The sequence below is a fragment of the Ornithinimicrobium sediminis genome, from assembly GCF_021272345.1.
Classification (GTDB): Bacteria; Actinomycetota; Actinomycetes; order Actinomycetales; family Dermatophilaceae; genus Ornithinicoccus; species Ornithinicoccus sediminis_B.
In genome coordinates, this window is the sequence record NZ_JAJSDQ010000006.1 from 122,359 (window position 1) to 142,411 (window position 20,053).

Annotated in this window: 17 protein-coding genes; 5 read left to right on the forward strand and 12 right to left on the reverse strand. The window is 73.2% G+C overall.

Annotated features, from left to right (window positions below):
* Positions 1-3: 3 nt before the first annotated feature.
* Positions 4-684: a thymidine kinase gene (locus tag LVO85_RS13755; protein ID WP_232748064.1), complete on the reverse strand. Its 681-nt coding sequence runs from the start codon at positions 682-684 to the stop codon at positions 4-6.
* A 125-nt stretch (positions 685-809) separates the two neighbouring features.
* On the opposite strand from LVO85_RS13755, the gene LVO85_RS13760 reads away from it, so the two are divergent.
* Positions 810-1,121 (forward strand): hypothetical protein, encoded by a 312-nt coding sequence (locus tag LVO85_RS13760; RefSeq protein ID WP_232748065.1) that lies wholly within the window; start codon positions 810-812, stop codon positions 1,119-1,121.
* A 16-nt stretch (positions 1,122-1,137) separates the two neighbouring features.
* Here LVO85_RS13760 and LVO85_RS13765 read toward each other — a convergent pair whose 3' ends face one another.
* Genes LVO85_RS13765 through LVO85_RS13780 form a run of 4 tightly spaced genes read right to left on the reverse strand, consistent with a single transcriptional unit; the run spans position 1,138 to position 6,229 of the window.
* Positions 1,138-2,289 carry an alkaline phosphatase family protein gene (locus LVO85_RS13765; RefSeq protein WP_232748066.1) on the reverse strand — a complete coding sequence of 384 codons (1,152 nt, stop codon included), beginning with the start codon at positions 2,287-2,289 and terminating at the stop codon, positions 1,138-1,140.
* The gene (locus tag LVO85_RS13770; protein WP_332875440.1) at positions 2,286-2,885 is read right to left on the reverse strand and encodes a DUF5998 family protein; all 600 of its coding nucleotides are present in this window, start codon (positions 2,883-2,885) and stop codon (positions 2,286-2,288) included. Before LVO85_RS13770 ends, LVO85_RS13765 begins: the two co-directional genes overlap by 4 nt.
* Positions 2,886-2,894: 9 nt before the next feature.
* Positions 2,895-5,717, reverse strand: a complete 2,823-nt coding sequence (locus LVO85_RS13775; protein ID WP_332875441.1) for a bifunctional acetate--CoA ligase family protein/GNAT family N-acetyltransferase — start codon at positions 5,715-5,717, stop codon at positions 2,895-2,897.
* Positions 5,714-6,229 carry an RNA polymerase sigma factor gene (locus tag LVO85_RS13780; RefSeq protein WP_232748067.1) on the reverse strand — a complete coding sequence of 172 codons (516 nt, stop codon included), beginning with the start codon at positions 6,227-6,229 and terminating at the stop codon, positions 5,714-5,716. The genes LVO85_RS13775 and LVO85_RS13780 overlap by 4 nt, the downstream gene beginning before the upstream one ends.
* A gap of 33 nt (positions 6,230-6,262) precedes the next feature.
* On the opposite strand from LVO85_RS13780, the gene LVO85_RS13785 reads away from it, so the two are divergent.
* Positions 6,263-6,895 (forward strand): nitroreductase family protein, encoded by a 633-nt coding sequence (locus LVO85_RS13785; protein ID WP_232748068.1) that lies wholly within the window; start codon positions 6,263-6,265, stop codon positions 6,893-6,895.
* Between the two features lie 81 nt (positions 6,896-6,976).
* Positions 6,977-8,731: a cell wall-binding repeat-containing protein gene (locus LVO85_RS13790; RefSeq protein WP_232748069.1), complete on the forward strand. Its 1,755-nt coding sequence runs from the start codon at positions 6,977-6,979 to the stop codon at positions 8,729-8,731.
* A gap of 40 nt (positions 8,732-8,771) precedes the next feature.
* On the opposite strand, the gene LVO85_RS13795 is transcribed toward LVO85_RS13790, so the two are convergent.
* Together LVO85_RS13795 and LVO85_RS13800 are read right to left on the reverse strand one after the other, a co-directional pair.
* Positions 8,772-9,578, reverse strand: coding sequence for a MerR family transcriptional regulator (locus LVO85_RS13795; RefSeq protein WP_232748070.1), 807 nt, complete (start codon positions 9,576-9,578; stop codon positions 8,772-8,774).
* A gap of 34 nt (positions 9,579-9,612) precedes the next feature.
* Positions 9,613-10,563, reverse strand: coding sequence for an SGNH/GDSL hydrolase family protein (locus LVO85_RS13800; protein ID WP_232748071.1), 951 nt, complete (start codon positions 10,561-10,563; stop codon positions 9,613-9,615).
* A gap of 218 nt (positions 10,564-10,781) precedes the next feature.
* Here LVO85_RS13800 and LVO85_RS13805 point away from each other — a divergent pair, with 218 nt between their 5' ends.
* Complete coding sequence (locus LVO85_RS13805) at positions 10,782-13,247, forward strand: DNA gyrase/topoisomerase IV subunit A (RefSeq protein WP_232748072.1); 2,466 nt, start codon at positions 10,782-10,784, stop codon at positions 13,245-13,247.
* A gap of 33 nt (positions 13,248-13,280) precedes the next feature.
* On the opposite strand, the gene LVO85_RS13810 is transcribed toward LVO85_RS13805, so the two are convergent.
* From LVO85_RS13810 to LVO85_RS13830, 5 genes are all read right to left on the reverse strand, one after another.
* Positions 13,281-13,997, reverse strand: coding sequence for a response regulator transcription factor (locus LVO85_RS13810; protein WP_232748073.1), 717 nt, complete (start codon positions 13,995-13,997; stop codon positions 13,281-13,283).
* Between the two features lie 15 nt (positions 13,998-14,012).
* Positions 14,013-15,380 carry a sensor histidine kinase gene (locus LVO85_RS13815; protein ID WP_232748074.1) on the reverse strand — a complete coding sequence of 456 codons (1,368 nt, stop codon included), beginning with the start codon at positions 15,378-15,380 and terminating at the stop codon, positions 14,013-14,015.
* A gap of 78 nt (positions 15,381-15,458) precedes the next feature.
* Positions 15,459-16,232: a DUF5995 family protein gene (locus LVO85_RS13820; RefSeq protein WP_232748075.1), complete on the reverse strand. Its 774-nt coding sequence runs from the start codon at positions 16,230-16,232 to the stop codon at positions 15,459-15,461.
* A 114-nt stretch (positions 16,233-16,346) separates the two neighbouring features.
* Positions 16,347-18,098, reverse strand: coding sequence for a DUF429 domain-containing protein (locus tag LVO85_RS13825; protein ID WP_232748076.1), 1,752 nt, complete (start codon positions 18,096-18,098; stop codon positions 16,347-16,349).
* Positions 18,099-18,112: 14 nt separating this feature from the next.
* A complete protein-coding gene (locus LVO85_RS13830) occupies positions 18,113-18,928 on the reverse strand; it encodes a UbiA family prenyltransferase (RefSeq protein ID WP_232748077.1) in 816 nt (271 codons plus the stop codon).
* Between the two features lie 51 nt (positions 18,929-18,979).
* Between LVO85_RS13830 and LVO85_RS13835 the strand changes: the two genes are divergently transcribed.
* Complete coding sequence (locus LVO85_RS13835; protein ID WP_232748078.1) at positions 18,980-20,053, forward strand: type III polyketide synthase; 1,074 nt, start codon at positions 18,980-18,982, stop codon at positions 20,051-20,053.

Sequence of the window (20,053 nt, forward strand, 5' to 3'; positions counted from 1 at the left end):
GGCTCACCGGGGCTGCGGGAGCGGGCACAGGTCGAGGTCGAAAGGGAGCACGTCGGGCGAGAGGGCCTGGGCGCGGGCGGCGTGGGCCGTCATCCGGCGCATGTAGTGCCGCCGGCAGAGCACCTCGTACTCCACCGTCTCGTGCGGCTCGCCGTCGCCGACGTCGCCGACGACCACCTGCTCACCCTCCACGACCATCACCCCACCGACGGTGCGGGCGTTGTGCGTCGCGGTGCGGCCGCACCAGCACAGCGCCTCGACCTGCAGCAGCTGGGTGCGGTCGGCCAGCTCGATCAGCCGCTGCGACCCGGGGAAGAGCTGGGCGCGGAAGTCGGCCGTGATGCCGAACGTGTAGACGTCGATGCCGAGCTCGTCCACCAGCCGCGCCAGCTGCTCCACCTGCACGGGGGCGTAGAACTGCGCCTCGTCGCAGATGAGGTAGTCGACCTTGCGGCCGTTGGTGATCTGCTCGACCACCAGCTCCCAGAAGTCCGTGTGCTCCAGGACCTCCAGCGCCTGCCGGGAGAGGCCCAGCCGGGACGAGAGCCGCGAGGTCCCGGCCCGGTCGAGCCGGGAGAAGATCAGCCCGCTGCGCCCGCGCGCGGCGTGGTTGTGGTCCATCTGCAGCGCGAGGGTGGACTTGCCGCAGTCCATGGTCCCGGTGAAGAAGACGAGTTCGGCCACGGCGTGCAGTCTACGGAGCACGGGTGACACTCCGCTGCCTGTCGCGCAGCGTGCCGGGGGGACCTTCGGCCCTGGCACCGTGCGGCCGACCGCGGTCCACTGGAGGTGGCGGAAGGAGCAGGCCGATGAGCACGCCCGCCACGGGCAGCCGGTCTCACCACGCCCTGCCGACGACGCGGTCCGGGTGGTGGTCGGTCGGTCTGTGCTCCGTGATGCTGGTGAGCGGGGTGCTGTCGTGGTGGCTGGTGGAGGTGGCCGCGCAGGCCGGTGACTTCCTGCCGGTGCTGATGGCGGGGCTCACCTCGACCGTCGCCCTGGTCGGCACCGTCGTCTGTGGGCTGTATGCCGTCGCTCGTCTCCACGACCGGTCGACGCTGGTCGTCCTCGCCCTGGCGGGCGCACTCCTGACGATGGTCGTGACCCCGCTCCTGGTGTGACCGCGACCGAGGTGGCTCAGGCGGGCCGGTGCAGCAGGGGGACGAGCGTCTCCTCGTCGGTCAGTGAGCCGTGGTGGCCGCGCAGGGCCAGCACCTGGGGTCGCAGCAGGCGCGAGTCCAGGAGGGTCCACTGTCCTCGCATGGCGACGACGACGTCGCCGATGCGCTCCAGCACCTCGGGCCGCACGGGTCCGAACCAGCCGTCGGCCACCGCCTCCTCGCGCGTGCGGACGAGCGCGTCGTCCCCGAGCACCTCCCGCCAGGTGCCGGCGACCTCGTCGGCAGCCCCCGGCCGGCAGTAGACGTACGGCGCCCGCGGCTCACCGCCGAGGAGCTCGACCCCCTCCCCCAGCTCGGGCGAGAAGGCGAGGTCGTGCCGCTGCCACTCGGGGGCCTCCACCATGCCGTGGTCGGCCGTCACCGTCAGCGACGTGCCGCCGGGCAGCCGGGCAGCCAGGGTGCGCAGCCCGCTGTCCAGCTCCTCCACGGCCTCGCCCCACTGCCACGAGTCCGGGCCGTGCACGTGGCCGACCTTGTCCACCTCCGGCCAGTAGAGGTAGACCAGCGCCGGTCCCTCGCCGGCGAGGGCCTGCAGGGTCTGCTCGATCCGCTCGTCGACCTCTCTGGCGGCCAGGAACCGCCCGCCCGCCAGCGCTGCGCGGGTCAGGCCGGACCCGGCGAACTCGCCACGGGACACCGTGCAGACCCGCACGCCCGCGCGCTCGGCCCGCTGCAGCAGGGTCGGATGGGGCTGGTAGCTCGCAGGGTCCGGACCGTCCTTCCACGACAGGTGGTTGAGCAGCCGGTCGGTGGTGCCCGGCAGCCGGACCTGCCACCCGACCAGCCCGTGCTGACCGGCGAGCAGCCCCGTGCCGAAGGACGTCAGGCTGGTCGTGGTCGTCGAGGGGAACCCGCTGCGCACCTGCGGCGCCGCAGGCTCCAGGGTGCGCAGGAAGGGCGCGTGGCCGAGCCGCCTCGCCAGCTGCCGTGCTCCCAGACCGTCGGCCAGCACGACGACCGCCGAACGGGCGGGGGGCAGCGCGACCACGGGCTGTGCCCAGGCGTCCCCCTCGGCCGGGGCCACCCGCAACGAGGCGACCACCGAGGGCAGCACGTCGGCCAGGCTCACGGCATACGGCGGCTCCGCCCAGCCGAGGTGCGGGCTCACCTGCCCAGGCGCGACGAGAGGTGCTGGGCGAAGTGCAGCGCCCGCTCGAGCGCGGCCTCCCCGTCGGTGTCGGAGGCGATGCGCAGCGAGATGTCGTCACCGGCCACGGTCCCCTCGTAGCCGTGGTCGCCCTCGCAGGTGGGGTCGGCACACACGGCGGGGATGAGGTCGAGACGGGACACCGCGCCCCAGCCGAGCGTGAGGGTGACCGACCGTCCGGCCAGGCCGCCCCGGAAGCTCTCGGGGTCGGGGACGACGTGGGTGAGCATGACCCCGCGCACGGCCCGCAGCGGGACGACCTCGGTGGTGGCGGTGGCCAGGTGCTGGCGCTCGGGCTCGGCCGACTCGTGGTCGTCGGCGTGGGCGATGATGAGCCGGTGCTCGGTGAGCACCAGCACGGTGAGGTGACGCCGCACGGCCTCCTCGTCGAAGGTCATCTCCTGGTGGACCAGGTGCGTCACCACCGCGTCGGGGCCGACCGCCGTGGCGACGATGTCGTGGACGACGGCGGGCAGGTAGCCCGCGGTGGCGATGTCACGGCGCAGGCCCTCGGGGAGCACGGCGGCGGCGGAGTGGCGGCGAGGCATATGCGTCATCTTCCCACGTCACGTGCTGAGAGCACGGCGACCGGTGTCGGCCCGCGTCGGAGCAGGTGCGAGACGCACCTGGGCGCCCAGCACCGCCATGCCCTCCTCGTGGGCCTGCACCGGGTTGAGACGCAGCGTGGCGATCTCCGGCAGGTCGTCCGCGAACACCGAGACCCGGGCCACGAGGTCGTGCAGGGCACCGTGGTCGACCGGCATCGTGCCTCGGTAGCCGTCCAGCAGGGGCGCGGCCTTGACCGAGGCCACCATCTCGGTGATGTCGAGGTCGGTCAGCGGCGGGAAGCGGTGCGCCACGTCGCCGAGCAGGTCGGTGGGCAGGCCCGCGACGCCGAAGCCGACAACCGGGCCGAAGAGCGGGTCCTCCGAGGAGGTGATCTCGACGGCCACCCCGGGAGGTGCCTGCTTCTGCAGGGCGATGCCGTCCAGGCCCAACGGCCTCATCGCCTCGGCGAGCTCGGTGTAGGCGGTGGCCGCCGACTTGGGGTGGCTGACCCGGGTGTAGACCCACTGCTGGCCCGGCTGGTGCCGGACCAGCTCGGAGGTCGCCTTGACGACCACCGGCAGCCCGATCTGCTCGGCGACCGCAGCCGCCTGCTTGGCCGAGTGGACGTGCTGCACCGGCCAGACGTCGATGCCGTAGGCCGCGAGCAGCTCCAGAGCCTGCTCGGAGCCCAGGTCTCCGCCCTGGGGGTGCTCGCCGAGGAAGGACTCGATCACGTCGTGCGCCACCCGGCGGTTCACCCCCTCGGGGCGCACCCGGTCGCCGTAGGGACGCCTGCGCCACTGCGCGTAGCGCGTCGCCGCGGCCAGTGCGCGCACCCCGTCCTCGGGCATCGGGTAGGTCGGCAGGGTGCCGCCGGGGGCCAGCCCGCGCATGCCCAGGAAGGTCGCGACACAGGGCTTGTCGTGGGCCTGGACCGCACGGGTGACGGCGTCGACGACCTCCGGGTCGGTCGTGGCCAGCGGCGGGATGAAGCTCGCGACGACGGAGTCGACCTGGAGGTCCTCCAGCGCGGCCCGCACCGCCTCGGCGAACTGGGCCGGGTCGGCCACCGCCGGGAGCGCCACCGGGCCGTGGGTGACCTCCAGCCCCCAGGAGACGCAGGCGTCGGCGGCCAGCGCCCCCAGGGCGTCGGAGTTGGTCACGACGGCGACGCGCGGCCCGGCCGGCAGCGGCTGGTGCACCACGAGCTGCGCGACGTCGAAGAGCTGGTGGGTGTTCTCGACCCGGATGACGCCGGCCTGCCGCAGCATGGCGGCGAACGCCTCCGGTCGCTCCTTGGTCGCCCGCACGCGGTGCCCGGGGGGCAGCCCGAACCGGCTCACCCCCGACTTCACCACGATGACCGGCTTCTGCGAGGCCAGCTTGCGCGCGATGCGCGAGAACTTGCGCGGGTTGCCCATCGACTCCAGGTAGAGCCCGACGGCCGTGGTGGCGTCGTCGTCCAGCCAGTACTGCATGAGGTCGTTGCCGGAGATGTCGACCCGGTTGCCCGCCGAGGCGAAGCACGAGATGCCGAGACCGCGTCGCTCCGCCGAGGCCAGGATGGCGATCCCCAGGGCCCCGGACTGGGCGAACAGGCCCAGCGAACCGGGCGGGGGCACGCGGGGGGACAGGGAGGCGTTGAGCCGCACGGCCGGGTCGTTGTTGATCATCCCGAAGCTGTTGGGCCCGAGCACCCGCATGCCGGCCGCCCGGGCGGTGCGCAGCAGCTCCTCCTGCCGGGCCAGGCCCTCCTCCCCCTCCTCGGCGAACCCCGAGGACACGACCGCGACGGCGCGCACCCCGGCGTCGGCGCACTGGCTCACCACGTCGAGCACCTGCTCGGCGGGCACGGCGACCACCGCGAGGTCCACCTGCTCACCGATGTCGGTCACCGAGGCGTGCACGGCACGGCCCTCGATCTCCTCGACCGCCGGGTTGACGGCATACACGGGCCCGGTGAACCCTCCGTCGACGATATGCCGCAGCAGCGCCCGCCCGATCGACCCCTCGTCGCGGGAGGCCCCGACGACCGCCACCGCCGAGGGGGTGAGCACGCGCCGCACACTGACCGCCTCGGCGCGGTGCTCGCGCGACATCTGGACGACGCGGGACTCCTCGGTGGGCTCGATGTCGAAGGAGACGACGATGACGCCGTCGTCGAACTCGTGCTCCACTGCGTAGCCGGCGTCGCGGAAGACGCCGATCATCCGCCGGTTCTGCGGCAGGACGTCGGCGACGAACCGGCGCACGCCCAGGTCGCGACCGATGTCGGCGAGGTGCTCCAGCAGCACCGACCCGATGCCCTTGCCGCGGTGGGCGTCGGAGACGTTGAAGGCCACCTCGGCGGTGGTCGAGTCGGGGTCGAGCCGGTCGTAACGGCCGATGCCGGCGATCTCGTCGCGGATGAGCACGACCAGGGCGACCCGCTCGTCGTAGTCGACGTGGGTGAAGCGGTGCACGTCCTTGTCGCTGAGCCGCGGGATGGGCGCGAAGAAGCGCAGGTAGATGGACTCCTTGGACTGCCCTGCGTGGAACCGGTGGATCCCCTGGGTGTCCGCCGGCACGATCGGGCGCACGTGCGCCACCGACCCGTCGATGAGCACGACGTCGGCCTCCCACTCGTGCGGGTAGCCCGGCGGCAGGTCGGCACGGTCGGTCATGTCCCCACCCTGCCAGACGGGTCCGGCCGTGATCCGGCTCCAGGCCTGCTCGTCCGGCTCGATCTCGGGCATCTGCGCGCGGTGCGTGGCGAAGAACTCCCGGACGACCCGTTCGTGGCGGCGCAGCAGGCGCTCGTGCCGGTCACCGCGGCGTCGGCGGCGGCGCGACTGCTTCACCGCTGGCTCCCCAGGCTCTGCGCCAGCAGCGTCCGCGCGTCGTGCAGGTCGCGCTTGACCGCCCCTTCGGAGCGGCCCAGCTGGTGGGCGACCTGGAGCACCGAGAGGTCGGCGAAGTAGCGCAGCAGCACCGGGACGCGCAGCCGCTCCGGGAGGGTCTGCACGGCCTCACGCACCGACAGCACGTCGTCGCGGTCGGGCCCTGCCGGGGCGACGTCGGGGTCGGTGACACCGGCCTGCAGGCGTTCGTAGGCGGCCGCCTCCCGACCACGCCGGCGCCAGTGGTCGTGCACGAGGTTGGCGACCGTGGCGTAGAGCCACGCATGCGGGTCGTGCACGTCCTGCCAGTGCTGGAGCAGCCGGGCGAAGGCCTCCACCACGACGTCCTCGGCCAGCCCCCGGTCTCCCAGCAGGATGGTGGCCCACCCCGCGAGCGGCCCGTAGTCGACGAGGTAGACCTCACGCACGCCGGCCTCTGCCGCCTCGGCTGCGGTCTGCGACGCCACGACCATGTCGTGCCTCCTCCCTCTTGGCATCATGCTGGCATGGACTTCCGCGACGTGGTGCGCCGGCGCCGGATGGTGCGCAGCTACGACCCCGACCGGCCCGTGCCGCCGGAGGTCCTACAGCGGGTCCTCGAGCATGCCGTGCGGGCACCCAGCGCCGGGTTCTCCCAGGGCTGGGACTTCCTGGTGCTCACCGACCCGGCCGACCGGGCGCTCTTCTGGGAGGTGACGACCGACCCCGAGGTGGAGCCGAACAGCTGGCTGCGGGGGGTGCGCACCGCGCCGTGCCTGGTCCTGTGCTGGTCCGACAAGGGCGCCTACCTGCGCCGCTACGCCGAGGCGGACAAGGCCCACACGACCCAGGCGGACGAGGCCCGGTGGACCGTCCCCTACTGGGACGTCGACACCGGGATGGCCGCGCTGCTGATGCTGCTGACGGCGGTGGACGAGGGCCTGGGCGGCCTCTTCTTCGGGATGCAGCGGGAGGAGGTCGGCCCTGTCAAGGAGGCCTTCGGTGTGCCGGAGGACCGGCGGATCGTGGGGGTCGTCTCGCTGGGCTACCCGGCGCCGGACCGCCGGAGCCCCAGCCTGCGCCGGGGCCGTCGCGGCGTCGGGACCGTGGCCCACCACGGACGCTGGGACCGGCCCTGGGACCCGGGTCTGTCGCACTGAGGAGCCAACGAAAACGGCCGCTGCGGCGTCATACTGGACACAGACGTGTTGCGTCTGGCCGCTTCGCCGGAGGTGTTTCCCGTGGCCGCTCCCCCCGTCGTCCGCCGAGTCCCGCGAGTGCTGCTCGCCCTCCTCCTGGTCCTGATGGGTCCCGGGGTGATGGCGGTGAGCGGCTCCTGGGCCTCTCCACCCCCGGCGAGCACGGTGAGCAGCCAGGAGACCCTGGCCGCAGACCTCGACTTCAGCGTCGAGCGGCTCGCCGGCACCGACCGCTACGCCACGGCGACAGCGGTGAGCAGGCAGTTCTTCCCGGCAGGGGTCCCCGTCGCGTTCGTCACCACGGGGGCCAACTTCCCCGACGGCCTGGCGGCCGGCCCGGCAGGGGCCCGGCTCAACGGTCCCGTCCTCTTCACCACCAAGGACACCCTGCCCTCTGCCACCCGCACCGAGCTGACCCGGCTCGACCCGGGACGGATCTACCTCGTCGGCGGCACGGCCGCGGTGTCCGAGAGCGTGCGGACGGCGCTCGCGTCGTACGGACCCGTCACCCGGGTCTCGGGGGCGGACCGCTTCGCCACGGCGGCAGCCCTCTCGTCCTTGGCCTACCCGTCCGGGGCAGCGACCGCCTACGTCGCCACCGGGGAGGCCTTCCCCGACGCGCTGTCCGGAGGCGCCGCCGCCGGCGTGCAGTCGGCCCCGATGCTGCTCACCCGCAGCACGTCCCTGCCCGACAGCACCCGCACCGAGCTGGAGCGGCTCGCCCCCGACCGGATCATGGTCATCGGCGGCACCACCGCCGTCTCGTCGGCGGTCGCCTCCGAGCTCGCCGGGATCGCGACCGTCGAGCGGGTCGCCGGGGACACCCGCTACACCACGGCCCTGGCCGTCTCGGCGCGGGTGTTCGGCCCGGACCGTCCCGGCGTCATGGTGGCCACCGGGCTGGGCTGGCCCGACGCCCTGGCCTCGGGGCCCGCCGTCCGGTTCACCCGCGGACCGGTGCTGCTGTCCACCGGCACGACCATGCCGCCGGGCAGCTGGACCCAGCTCACGACGAACCTGACACCGACCACGGTCTACGTGCTGGGCGGCACGACAGCGCAGAGCAACGAGATCCCGCGCATCGTGCAGCGCTGGCTCGGTGTGTGCTGGTCGGGCTACCGGCCCGCCACCGGCGCGCAGGAGGTCTTCAGGTCCGTGTCCACCACCACCAGGCAGGTGGCGCTGACCTTCGACATGGGTGGCCGGCTCGACCCCGGCCTGAGCATCGTGGACTACCTGGTCGACAACCAGGTCTGCACGACCTTCTTCCCCACGAGCACGATGGCCGACACCACCGAGGGCCGGGCGATCATGGCCCGGATCGCAGCGCACCCGGAGCTCTTCGAGATGGGCAACCACACCCGCTACCACTGCGACCTCGTCAGCGGCGGCGGCGGGTCACCCACCTCCGCACCCTGCACCGTGCCGATGACCTCGACCTTCATCCGCACCGAGCTGACGAGCGCGGAGACGGTGCTGGCCCGGCTGTCCGGCATGCCGGTGCGGCCCTACTGGCGCCCGCCGTACGGATCCTACAACACCTTCGTGCTCGACACCGCCGCGTCGGTCGGCTACACCAAGACGGTGATGTGGAACCGTGACTCCATCGACTGGGACCCTGCGACCACGACCACCCAGATCGTCAGCCGGATCACCTCGCCGCTGCCCACCAACGGCTCGATCGCGCTGTTCCACCTGGGCGGCTACAAGACGCGGGACGCCCTGCCGTCCATCGTGAGCACCCTGCGGGCCAACGGCTACCGGCTGACCACGGTCTCCGACATGCGCGACGGCTGACCTGAGCCGGCACCGCCGCCGGGAAGGCGGCGGTGCCGGCTCAGTCGCCGGGCCCCGGCGTCGCGTGGCGGTCGGCGTTGGCGTGGACCGCGTCCCGCACGTAGGCCGCCAGGCCGGGCCGCACGTCCTCGTAGGTCCGGGTGAACCGCGGGTCGGCGACGTACATGTCGGCCAGGTGGCGGTGCATGTCCGGTGAGAGGTCGTAGAACCACGCCGTGATGTGCTGCCGGGCGAGCTCGGCGGCGTCCATGGCCTCGGTCGAGGTCGCGGGCAGCCCGGCCTCCATCGCCGCGACGAACGCCGCGTTGCACGCCTCGCCCTCGGCCTTGACCCGCTCCCAGTCGGCCTTGGTGTACGTCGTGGTCCTGGCCTGCGACTGCTGCCAGGCGTCCGTGTCACCCCAGCGCTCCTGCGCCTCCTGGGCGTCGTCGTCGTCGAAGGCGTCGCCGAACAGCTCCTGCTGCTCCTGCGTGGTCAGGTTCACACCCTTCATCTGCTGCTCCAGTGCTCGGTCGATGGCTGTGACGAGATCGGTCATCTCCTCCAGCCGGGACATGACCGCAGCACGCTGCCGTCGCAGGTGGTCGACCAGGGCCGTCCCGGGCTCCCCGTCGAGGATCGCGGAGATCTGCTCGAGCGGGAAGCCGAGCCGGCGGTAGACGACCACGTGCTGCAGCCGGGTGAGGTCCTCGTCGGTGTAGAGGCGGTAGCCGGAGCGGCTGCGGGCGCCGGGGGTCAGCAGGCCGATCTCGTCGTAGTGGTGCAGCGTGCGCACCGTGAGGCCGAACCTCTCGGCCACCTGGCCCACGGTGAGCACCGTGTCCTCCTGCATCGTGTGTGCGGTCATGGGCACCACGGTGGCGCCTCACGCCAGGTGAGGGTCAAGCCGGTATGCCGTGGCGCGCGGTGTGCTCAGGGACGCGCACCTGCGAGACGGACGGGCGACGCTCCTCCATGGCGTCGCTCACCAGCGGGGTGAACCCTTCACGGTAGCCGGCCCTGTTCGGGTGGTAGGAGTCGCTGGGGGTCGTGCCCGGCACGACCTGGCCGAGACCAGGGACGAACGTGAGGCCGTTGACCCACGGCTCGGCCGCGCACATGTCATGCCCAGTGAACGACTCGACCACGCTGACGTAGGTGAAGCCGGCAGAGGCGGCACGGTTGGCGATGACGGCGTCGAGCTGGTCGGCGACGCCGTTCAGGGCAGCCGCCTCGGTCGCGGAGATGCCGCTGGACTGCAGGCAGGGGACGTAGGGCTCGGAGAAGAAGCGCGGGTAGCCCACGACGATGACCTCGGCCCTGCGCACCCGCTCGCGAACGGCGTCGTAGGTCGCATCCAGGCGAGCCGGCAGCACTCCGGCGATGGCCCCTTCGGCGACCGCCACAGCGCCCAGGCACACTTCGTCGGTCGCACCGCCGACACACGCCGCAACCAGGCTGCCGAAGCCGATGTCGTTGCCGCCCACGCTCAAGGTGACGAAGTCGGTCTGACGGTCGAGAGGGTGCAGCTGGGTGGCCGTCACGGTGGCCGTGGTGGCACCCCCGCAGGCGACGAACTCTAGAGAGGTGTCGAAGCGCTCCACGTCCACGATAGGTGGGTATGCCGCGCTGCTGCGGTAGCAGCCCAGGTCCAGATCGGGCAGTCCGGTGCCCACCCCGGAGGCGAACGAGTCGCCGATGGCGACGTAGGCGTCCCGGCCGCGGTCGGGCTTGCCGCGGTCGTCAGGCGGTCCCGCCGCGGCGGCCCCCGTCGCGGTGAGCAGGAAGAGCACGCTCGTGAGCAGCGCGAGCAAGGACCGGGGACGGCGGTGCTGCGAGGGTGGGACGGACACGATGGCTCCCCAGGACGAAGGCGTGATGCCCGGACCCCCGCCGCGAGCATCCTGATGGGGCCACGATGCCCCCACGGCGCCCACCCGTCAATGGCTCTGCGAGGACGTCTCGTCCTCCCGCGACGCGGCCATCCGCCGGCCGGTGGAGCGGAACCGCAGGCGTCGCGGCATACGATCGGAGCGGCCCACCCCCGTGACCGAGGAGCCCTACCACCATCATGGCCCGCCGCAGCCGCCCCGCCGCCGACGACCTGGCCGACATCGAGGAGAAGATCATCGATGTCGACGTCGAGAGCGAGATGCAGGGCGCCTTCCTGGAGTACGCCTACTCGGTGATCTACTCGCGCGCCCTGCCGGACGCGCGCGACGGGCTGAAGCCGGTGCAGCGGCGCATCCTCTACGGCATGAGCGAGCTGGGGCTGCGGCCGGACCGGGCGCACGTCAAGTGCTCCCGGGTCGTGGGCGAGGTGATGGGCAAGTACCACCCCCACGGGGACGGCGCGATCTACGACGCGATGGTGCGCATGGCCCAGCCGTTCACGATGCGCCTGGCCCTGGTGGACGGGCACGGCAACTTCGGCTCCCTTGACGACGGCCCGGCCGCGTCGCGCTACACCGAGGCCCGGATGGCCTCCGCGGCCCTGCTCATGACGGGCTCGCTGGACGAGGAGACCGTCGACTTCGTCCCCAACTACGACGACCAGCTGCTGCAGCCCGAGGTGCTGCCCGCCGCCTACCCCAACCTGCTGGTCAACGGCGCCTCCGGCATCGCCGTCGGTATGGCCACCAACATGGCGCCGCACAACCTCGTGGAGGTCATCGGCGCCGCCCGGCACCTCATCGCCCACCCCGAGGCGACCCTGGACGACCTGATGCGCTTCGTGCCCGGCCCGGACCTGCCCAGCGGCGGCACCGTCGTCGGGCTGGACGGCATCCGCGACGCCTACGAGTCTGGCCGCGGGTCCTTCCGCACCCGGGCCACCGCGCGCATCGAGAGCATCACGCCGCGCCGCAAGGGCATCGTGGTCACCGAGCTGCCCTACCTGGTCGGCCCCGAGAAGGTCATCGAGAAGGTCAAGCAGCTGGTGCAGGCCAAGAAGCTGCAGGGCATCGCCAACATCAACGACCTGACCGACCGCACCAAGGGCATGCAGCTCGTCATCGAGGTCAAGAACGGCTTCAACCCCGAGGCCGTCCTGGCCCAGCTCTACAAGATGACCCCCATGGAGGAGTCGTTCGGCATCAACAACGTGGCCCTCGTGGAGGGCCAGCCGCGGACGCTGGGCCTGCGCGAGCTGCTCACGGTCTACGTCGACTTCCGCACCGACGTGGTGCGGCGGCGCACGGCATACCGGCTGCGCCGCAAGGAGGAGCGGCTGCATCTGGTCGAGGGCCTGCTCGTGGCGATCCTGGACATCGACGAGGTCATCCAGCTCATCCGCGGCAGCGACGACGCCGCCACCGCCAAGGAGCGGCTCATCGCGGTCTTCGACCTGTCCGACATCCAGGCGACCTACATCCTGGACCTGCAGCTGCGCCGCCTGACGAAGTTCTCCCGCATCGAGCTCGAGGCCGAGCGGGACGAGCTCATCGCCGAGATCGAGCGGCTGCGCGCCGTCCTGGAGGACGCGCAGCTGCTGCTGCGCGTGGTCTCCGACGAGCTCGCAGCCGTCGCCAAGGAGCACGGCACGCCCCGGCGCACCGTGCTGCTCGAGAGCGCCGGCGGCACGGCGACCACCGCCACCAGCACCCCGATGGAGGTCGCCGACGACCCGTGCTGGGTGCTGCTGTCCTCCACCGGTCTGCTCGCCCGCACCACCTCCGCCGAGCCGCTGGGCCGTGACGAGGCACGGCACAAGCACGACGTCGTCACCAGCGCGGTGCGCACGACGGCCCGCGGCCACGTCGGCCTGCTCACCTCCGCGGGCCGGCTCGTGCGCGTGTCCGCGCTGGAGCTGCCCACGCTGCCGCCGACCAACGGCTCACCCACCCTCTCCGGCGGCGCCCCCCTGGCCGCTTTCGTCGACCTGCCGGCCGGCGAGCAGCCGCTGGCGCTGTGCTCCCTCACCGGCGAGGGCCCAGGCATCGCCCTGGGCACCCGACACGGCGTCGTGAAGCGCGTCAACCCCGACTTCCCGGCCAACAAGGACGAGTTCGAGGTCGTCTCCCTCAAGGACGGGGACGTCGTGGTCGGTGCCGTCGAGCTGCGCACCGGTGAGGAGGACCTGGTCTTCGTCACCGAGCACGCCCAGCTGCTGCGTTTCGCCGCCGCAGGCGTGCGCCCTCAGGGCCGTGCGGGTGGTGGGGTCGCCGGCATCAAGGTGGGTGCCGGTGACGGGGTCGTGAGCTTCACCGCCGTCGACCCCGGTGTCGACAACGTCGTGGTGACGGTCAGCGGGTCCTCAGGGTCGCTGCCGGGCACCGAGGCGGGGTCGGTCAAGGTGACGCCGTATGCCGAGTACCCCACCAAGGGTCGGGCCACCGGAGGGGTTCGCTGCCACCGTTTCGTCCGCGGCGAGGACGCGCTCCTGCTGGCCTGGGCCGGCCCCGCCCCGGCGCGCGCCGCCTCCGCCAACGGGGTGCCGGTGGAGCTGCCGGAGGCCCACGGACGGCGCGACGGGTCGGGCACCCCTGCCCCCGCGCCGATCGCCTCCGTGGCGGGCGAGGCCGCGGCCCGGCCCTGACGGTCACGGACCCTCCGGCCGGAGCCTGCGTCGTCAGCGACGGGTCAGCCCGGCCCGCTCGGCCAGCACGGCGATCTCGACGCGCCCGGTGCACCCCAGCTTGTCCTGGATGCTCGCCAGGTGGGCCTTGACGGTGCTCGGGCTCACATGCAGGCGGGTGGCGACCTGGGAGTTGGCGCTCCCCCGGGCCACCAGCGCGGCGACCTCCCGCTCCCTGTCGGTGAGCCGGGCGCACAGCTCGGCGGCCTCGGCGCGGGCTCTTGTGGCGGCGTCTCCGGCGAGGTGGGCGAAGATCTGACCGGCGGCCCGTCCGGACACGGCGCCCTCGCCGGCTGCCACGCTGCGGACCCCGTCGATGATCTCCGCCGGGGAGGCGGTCTTGAGCAGGAAGCCGGCGGCCCCGGCCATCACGGCCCGCAGCGCCTCGTCCTCGTCGCCGAACGTGGTGAGCACGAGGACCCGAGGCGCGCGGCTCTCGGCGGTCACCGCACGGGTGGCGCTGAGACCGTCCATGCGCTGCATCCGCACATCCATGAGCACCACGTCGGGCCGGTGCGCGTGCACCGCGCCCACCACCTCGTCACCGTCGGCGACCGCGGCCACCACCTGCAGGTCCGGCGCCGAGGACAGCATGAGCTCCAGGCCCTGGCAGACCAGGGGGTCGTCGTCGACCAGGAGCACGCGGACGGCCGGCTCGTCCGGGGTGTGCGGACGCTCGCTCCGGGATGCCGGACGGTCGTGCTGAGGCATGTGCCGCACGCTAGGTCAACCCACCGACAGACCCGGCACGTGAGCCTGCTCCGTGGCGCCGGCGCGTCCGCTCGCGTGTGGGTGCACCGGCACCCTCACCCAGGGCAGCCGCACCTCGGCGCGGAAGAGGCCGTCGTCGTGGCAGATCTCCAGGACACCGCCCAGCATCTCGGCGCGCTCCCGGATGCCCACCAGGCCGCTGCCGCCGCCCCGGCCCGTCACCTCTTCGGAGCACCCGGGACCGACCCTGTTGGTCGTCTCGATGCGGATGCCCTCGTCTGGGCCCCCGCGCACGCTGAGCCGCACCGGCTCCTCCGGGGCGTGCCGTTGGGCGTTGGTCAGCAGCTCCTGGACGATCCGGTAGACGGCACGCGCCAGGGCGGGGTCGGCCTCCTCGGCATGGCTGAGGTAGACGGACGAGCCGATCGGTCGACCGGCCGTCAGGGTCTCGTCGACGACCCTCGGCAGGTCCGCCAGGCCCGTCGGCGCACCGTCCAGCAGTCCCTGCGGGGCCCGGTCGTCGGGGTCGCGCAGCATCGCGACCAGGGAGCGCAGGTCGTCCATCGTCTGCTGGGCCGACTGACGCACCAGGGCGGCGCTACGGGCCAGCCGGGGGTCGGCCGACGCCGCCACCTCCAGCCCCCCGGCGTGCAACGACAGCACGGACAGGCGGTGACCGATGACGTCGTGGACCTCGCGGGCGATGAGCTCACGCTCGGCCTGGCGGCCCACCTGCGCGGCCAGGGTGCCGCTGGCCTGCTGCTCCAGCTCCACCCGGCGTCGCGACTGCCCGAGCTGCTCCCGGCTGCGCAGGTAGAGACCCACCACCACCGGCGCCACGACGAGGACCAGTGCCGTGATGACCAGCTGCGCCGCCGAGACGGGGACGGCGGCCGTCGGGGCCGCCCCGGGCGGGGCGATGACGGCACGCAGCGCCGACGTCTCCGTCGTGGGTCCGCGCAGGTCCCAGACCAGGAACCACCCGACCAGCGCGCTGTGCAGCCCGACGGCCTGCCACACGACGGTGCCGGTGCGACGCCGGGTCAGCGAGGCCAGGGCCAACGCGGCGGGCACCGGGCTCAGCGGCATCACGAAGGCCAGACCGACCAGCCAGAAGGTGACCCGCTCCGGCGCCCGGCGGCGCAGCACCAGCACGAAGGGCACCGTGAGCGCGCCGAGGTAGCCCACCCCGGCGCTGACCTCCGCCACCACGGCCCAGGGCTGGGCGAGCGGGACGACAGCGTTGCGGAGGTGGGCGGCGTCGACCCCGAAGACCGTGCCGCCGAGCGCCACGAACACGACGACCGCCGTGACCCATCCGGAGCCGATGCGGCCCACCACCCGCTGCAACGTCGGCCCGGTGCGGATGTCGGTGTCTGGCATGGACCGCACTGTAGGCGGCGGCACCGTCAGACCTGCCGCGGACGGCCGGCTCAGGCGATGGCCGGCTCAGCCGGTGGCTCAGGGGGTGGCCGGCGCGGCCACCGGCACGAGCAGCTGGCGGGTGGCCATGCCGACCGTGCGCGCGAGCGTGGCGCGGAACTCGGCGTCCAGGCTCTCTTTGCGCCGCAGCCGCCACAGCACCTCCGTGTTGACCCACGCGGCGTCCCTGGCTCGGGTGACGCTCCACGAGCCGACCAGTGTGAGGAGCGGGGACACCTCCCTGTCGACCGACAGCACCATGCCGTCGAGGAAGGACTGCCGCACCTCCGCGTGCACGGTGGCGAGGATGTCGCTCACCCGGTCGTAGTCGGCGTGCACGCCCGCCGAGGTGGGACTGAGCCCGAGCTGACGACAGGTGCGCACCACCGCCACCGGCAGGTCGTGGTTGATGTGGGCGTTCATGCCGGCCAGGGCGAACTGGACCGGGGCGAGCCCTTGGCCGCGGCGCTCGAACAGCGGGCTCCACGACGGGTTCACCTCGTCCTGCGCCGCGTCGACGGCGTCGAGGTAGAGCGCGGCGAACACCACGTCGAGGCGGGTCATGAACGTCTCGTTGCGGAAGTCGCCGAGGGTGATGCGCTCGGCGACCAGCTCGGTCACCCGCAGGTACATCCGGTTGAAGCAGGCGACGCCGTCCTCGGGCGGCAGCGTGGCGTCCAGGGCACGCAGGCGCCGGATGACCTCCTCGACGCTCGCAGGCTGGCCTTCGGGCACCGGCTCCCGGGCGCCGGGCAGGCGGGTGCGAGGCAGTGCGCGGGACACGGTGCGGGTGAGGTCGCGGAGCCAGTCCATGGCCGATTGCAGCACTGCCGACCGTGCCGGGACAAGGCCTCGCACGGCCGACAGGGCACGAGAACCGGCACGAGGGCGGGCAGGAGGGCACGCCGGGCACCGCCCCCGGCACACTCAGGCGCGGAGCTTCTCCAGGCGGGCGCGCAGCGGCTCCACCCGCTCGGCGTTGCCGTGCAGCTCGAGGTAGCGGTCGCCGAAGACCGCCAGCAGGGCGTCGTCGAGCCGCCGGACCGCCCCCGGCGGGTAGCGGTAGTCCATGCGGGCGCTGATGGCAGCACTGTCCACCGACCCCAGCAGGCCTCCGAGCTCCTCCAGCGAGGTGATGCCCAGCTCGAGCAGCAGCCCGGACACCCAGTCGTAGTGCTCGGTGCGCGACCAGCCCGCGTCGGCGAACTGGCCGGCGAGGAAGGAGGCGAGGTCCTGGGCGCTGATGCGGGGGTCGGCGGCGTCGGCCTCGGGGCGGGAGTCGGCCATGCTGGCCCGCAGCCGGTCGCGGATCGTCGAGAACTCGCGGTCGGCCAGCTCCAGCAGCCCGGCCGCCAGGGTGAACCTCCGGTCCAGGTCCGGGGCGTGCTCCTCGGGGATGCTGCCCTTGTAGCGGATGTCGTGCTCGAACTCGGCCCAGGCGTGCTGCAGCACCGTGCGCACCTGCACCGAGGCTGTGCGGTCGCGCAGGGGCGCGAACTCCGGCGAGGCCGCGCGGGCGTCGTCCAGGGTCACCAGCACGTGCCGGCTGGCGTAGCCGAAGCGTCCCTCCTGCGCGGTCTCCTGCCCCATGTCACGGTCGTCCAGCACCCGCAGCTGGTCGGCGAGCAGGTCGGCCACGGCCGCCACGTCGCTGTGCACGAAGGTGATGACCCGCACGCCGATCTGGTCGGTGATCTCACGCAGGGGGTCGGCGAAGGCCGGACGCCCGTCGACCATCCGGTTGGCCTTCCCGGCGAACGAGGCGACGCTCTTGGTGCGTCCGGTGACGGACAGGTAGTTGATGCCGGCGTCGTCGAGCAGGGTCGTCACCAGGGCCACGTAGCCGGCGGTGGCGTCGGTGACGACGGGGTAGTGCGAGGCGTAGCTCTGCACGGCGCGGTGGACGAGGTCCGCACCCAGCACCGGGGCCCGAGGGGTCGGCCGGTGGCCGGCGGGCAGGGTCGGGGTGACGATGTAGCCCGAGGCGAGGTCGCCGTAGGTCGTGACGTCCTCCGGGTGCGCCACCGCATACCGCGCGATGTAGGCACAGACCACGGCGTCCACCTGGTCCTCGACCCGGCGCAGGTCGCTCTTGCGCTGCGCCGAGCGCACCTGGTCGACCAGGTCGCGCCAGCCCTCGTGCTCGGTGACCACCATGGGGGCCGCTGCCTCGGCCAGGCCCTCCAGCAGCCGCATCAGCTCCAGCAGTGCCGTGCGCAGCTCGGGCAGGGTGCGCCCGCTGCGCTGCTTGTACTTCAGCGTGCGGCCCAGCCGGAACAGCGAGACCGTCGCCGGGTGCGGGTAGACCTCGATGGCCCTGCGTTCCGCTGCTGACGCGGGGTCCATGTCGAGACCCAGCGCCGCGGCCAGCCGGGCGCCACGCGGTGTGTCGGCGAACTCCGGCTTGCCGGTGTTGGCCGGGTGCGCACCGGCGTCGAAGCGCGCGAAGTCGCGGTTGAGCGCGGCCTCGCCGGGGCGGTTGCCCTTCGGGTTGGTCACGATGAGCGGAGCGTCGACCGCGACCAGGCACGGGCCCTGCACGTATGGCGTCACGGCCGTCACGATCGACGCGTCGGTCGTCTGTGCCGAGACGTGGACCAGCCGCCCTGCGGCGTCCAGGACGGCCACTCCGGTGGGCTTGCGCTCCCCCCAGGCGAGGTCGACACCGACGTAGTGCATGAGGACACTCTGCCCTAGCCCCGCAGCACCAGCCCCACCACGTTGACCACGGCGAGCAGCATCGCGGCGACGAAGGGTGTCGAGCCGCGGGTCACCCAGGCGACGCCGGCCAGGGCGGCGGACACCACCACGGCCACCCAGCCCCATACCGGCACCTCGCCCCCCGGAGCCAGCACGACCAGGAGCGCCCCGGTGAGCAGCAGCAGGGGCGCGAGCAGGCGCACCCTGCGCTCCCCCAGCCGGTGCGGCAGCCCCCGGACGCCGGTGCGCTCGTCGTCGGCCAGGTCGGGCAGCACGTTGAGCAGGTGGGCGCCCACCCCCAGCAGCGCGCCGACGAGCGTCATCCACGCCGGCGGCAGGGACCACCCTGGCCCGGCCGCGAGCCAGACGACTGCCGGCAGCGAGCCGAACGCCACGGCATACGGCACCCACGACCAGAGCGTGCCCTTGACCCCGAGGTTGTAGGCCCAGCCGGACCCGACGACGAGGACCAGGTGCACGGCCGCCGACCGCCAGCCGGTCAGGCCCGACAGCACCACCGTGGCGGCCGTCGCCGCCGCGAGCGCGGCCCGCACGCTCCCGCGGGCCACGGCACCGCTCGCCAGTGGCTTGTCGGCACGCCCGGAGGCACGGTCACGCTCGGTGTCCAGCAGGTCGTTGGACCAGCCGATGGTGAGCTGGCCGGCGCACACCGCCGCCGTCACCAGGAGCCCGGTCGTCCACCCGGTCCCGGCTGCGACCGCGAGCAGGGCCGTCAGCAGGGTGACGGCCACGGTGGGGCCCGGGTGGCACGCCCTGACGAGGCCGCTCACACCCAGGGCTCCGCTCACCCCCAGAGCGTAGACAGGCGCCGGTCACCGCCGCTCCGTAGGCTGGCGGTCGTGTCCACGATCGCCGCCGTCAGTGCCGTCCTGCCCGAGCACCGCTACGCCCAGGCCGAGCTGACCGAACGCATGGCCCGGCTCACCGGCCTGCCCGACACCCAGCTGCCGGTGCTGCAACGCATCCACGGCAACAGCGGCGTCGAGCACCGGCACCTCGCACTGCCCCTGGACGACTACCCGGAGGTCACCGCAGACTTCGGCACCGCCAACGACGCGTTCGTCGCGGCCGCGACCGAGCTGGCCCACCGGGCGGTGCAGCAGGCGCTCGACCGTGCCGGGCTCGTGGCGCAGGACGTCGACCTGCTCGTCTCGACCACCATCACGGGGGTGGCGGTGCCCTCTCTCGACGCCCGCCTCATGGCACGGATGCCGCTGCGCTCCGACGTGCGGCGGGTGCCCATCCTCGGGCTGGGCTGCGTCGGAGGCGCGGCCGGCCTGGCCCGGGCCCACGACTACCTGGCCGGCCATCCCGACGACGTCGCCGTGCTCGTCTCGGTCGAGGTGTGCAGCCTCACCGTGCAGCGCGACGACACCTCGACCGCCAACCTGGTCGCCAGCGGGCTGTTCGGCGACGGCGCGTCCGCGGTGGTGCTGGTCGGCGAGCGCGCCGCGGCCCGTCACCCGGGCCGACCGGTCGTCCTGGCCAGCCGCAGCCGGTTCTACCCCGACACCGAGCGCGCGATGGGGTGGGACGTGGGGTCCACCGGTCTGAAGATCGTGCTCGGCCCCGAGGTGCCCGAGCTCGTGCGGGCGCACGTGCGGGACGACGTCGACACCTTCCTCGCCGGGCACCGGCTCACCCGGGCCGACATCGGGTGGTGGGTCGCCCACCCCGGCGGACCCAAGGTGATCGACGCCCTCGTCGACGCGCTGGAGGTCGACCGCGAGGCCCTGGGAGTGACGACCCGTTCGCTGGCCCGCATCGGCAACCTGTCCTCCTCCTCCGTGCTGCACGTGCTCGACGACACGCTCCGGGAGCGGCCGCCCGCCCCGGGCACGCACGGGCTGCTCATGGCGATGGGGCCGGGCTTCTGCCTGGAGACCGTGCTGCTGCAGATGCCCGAGGCCTGA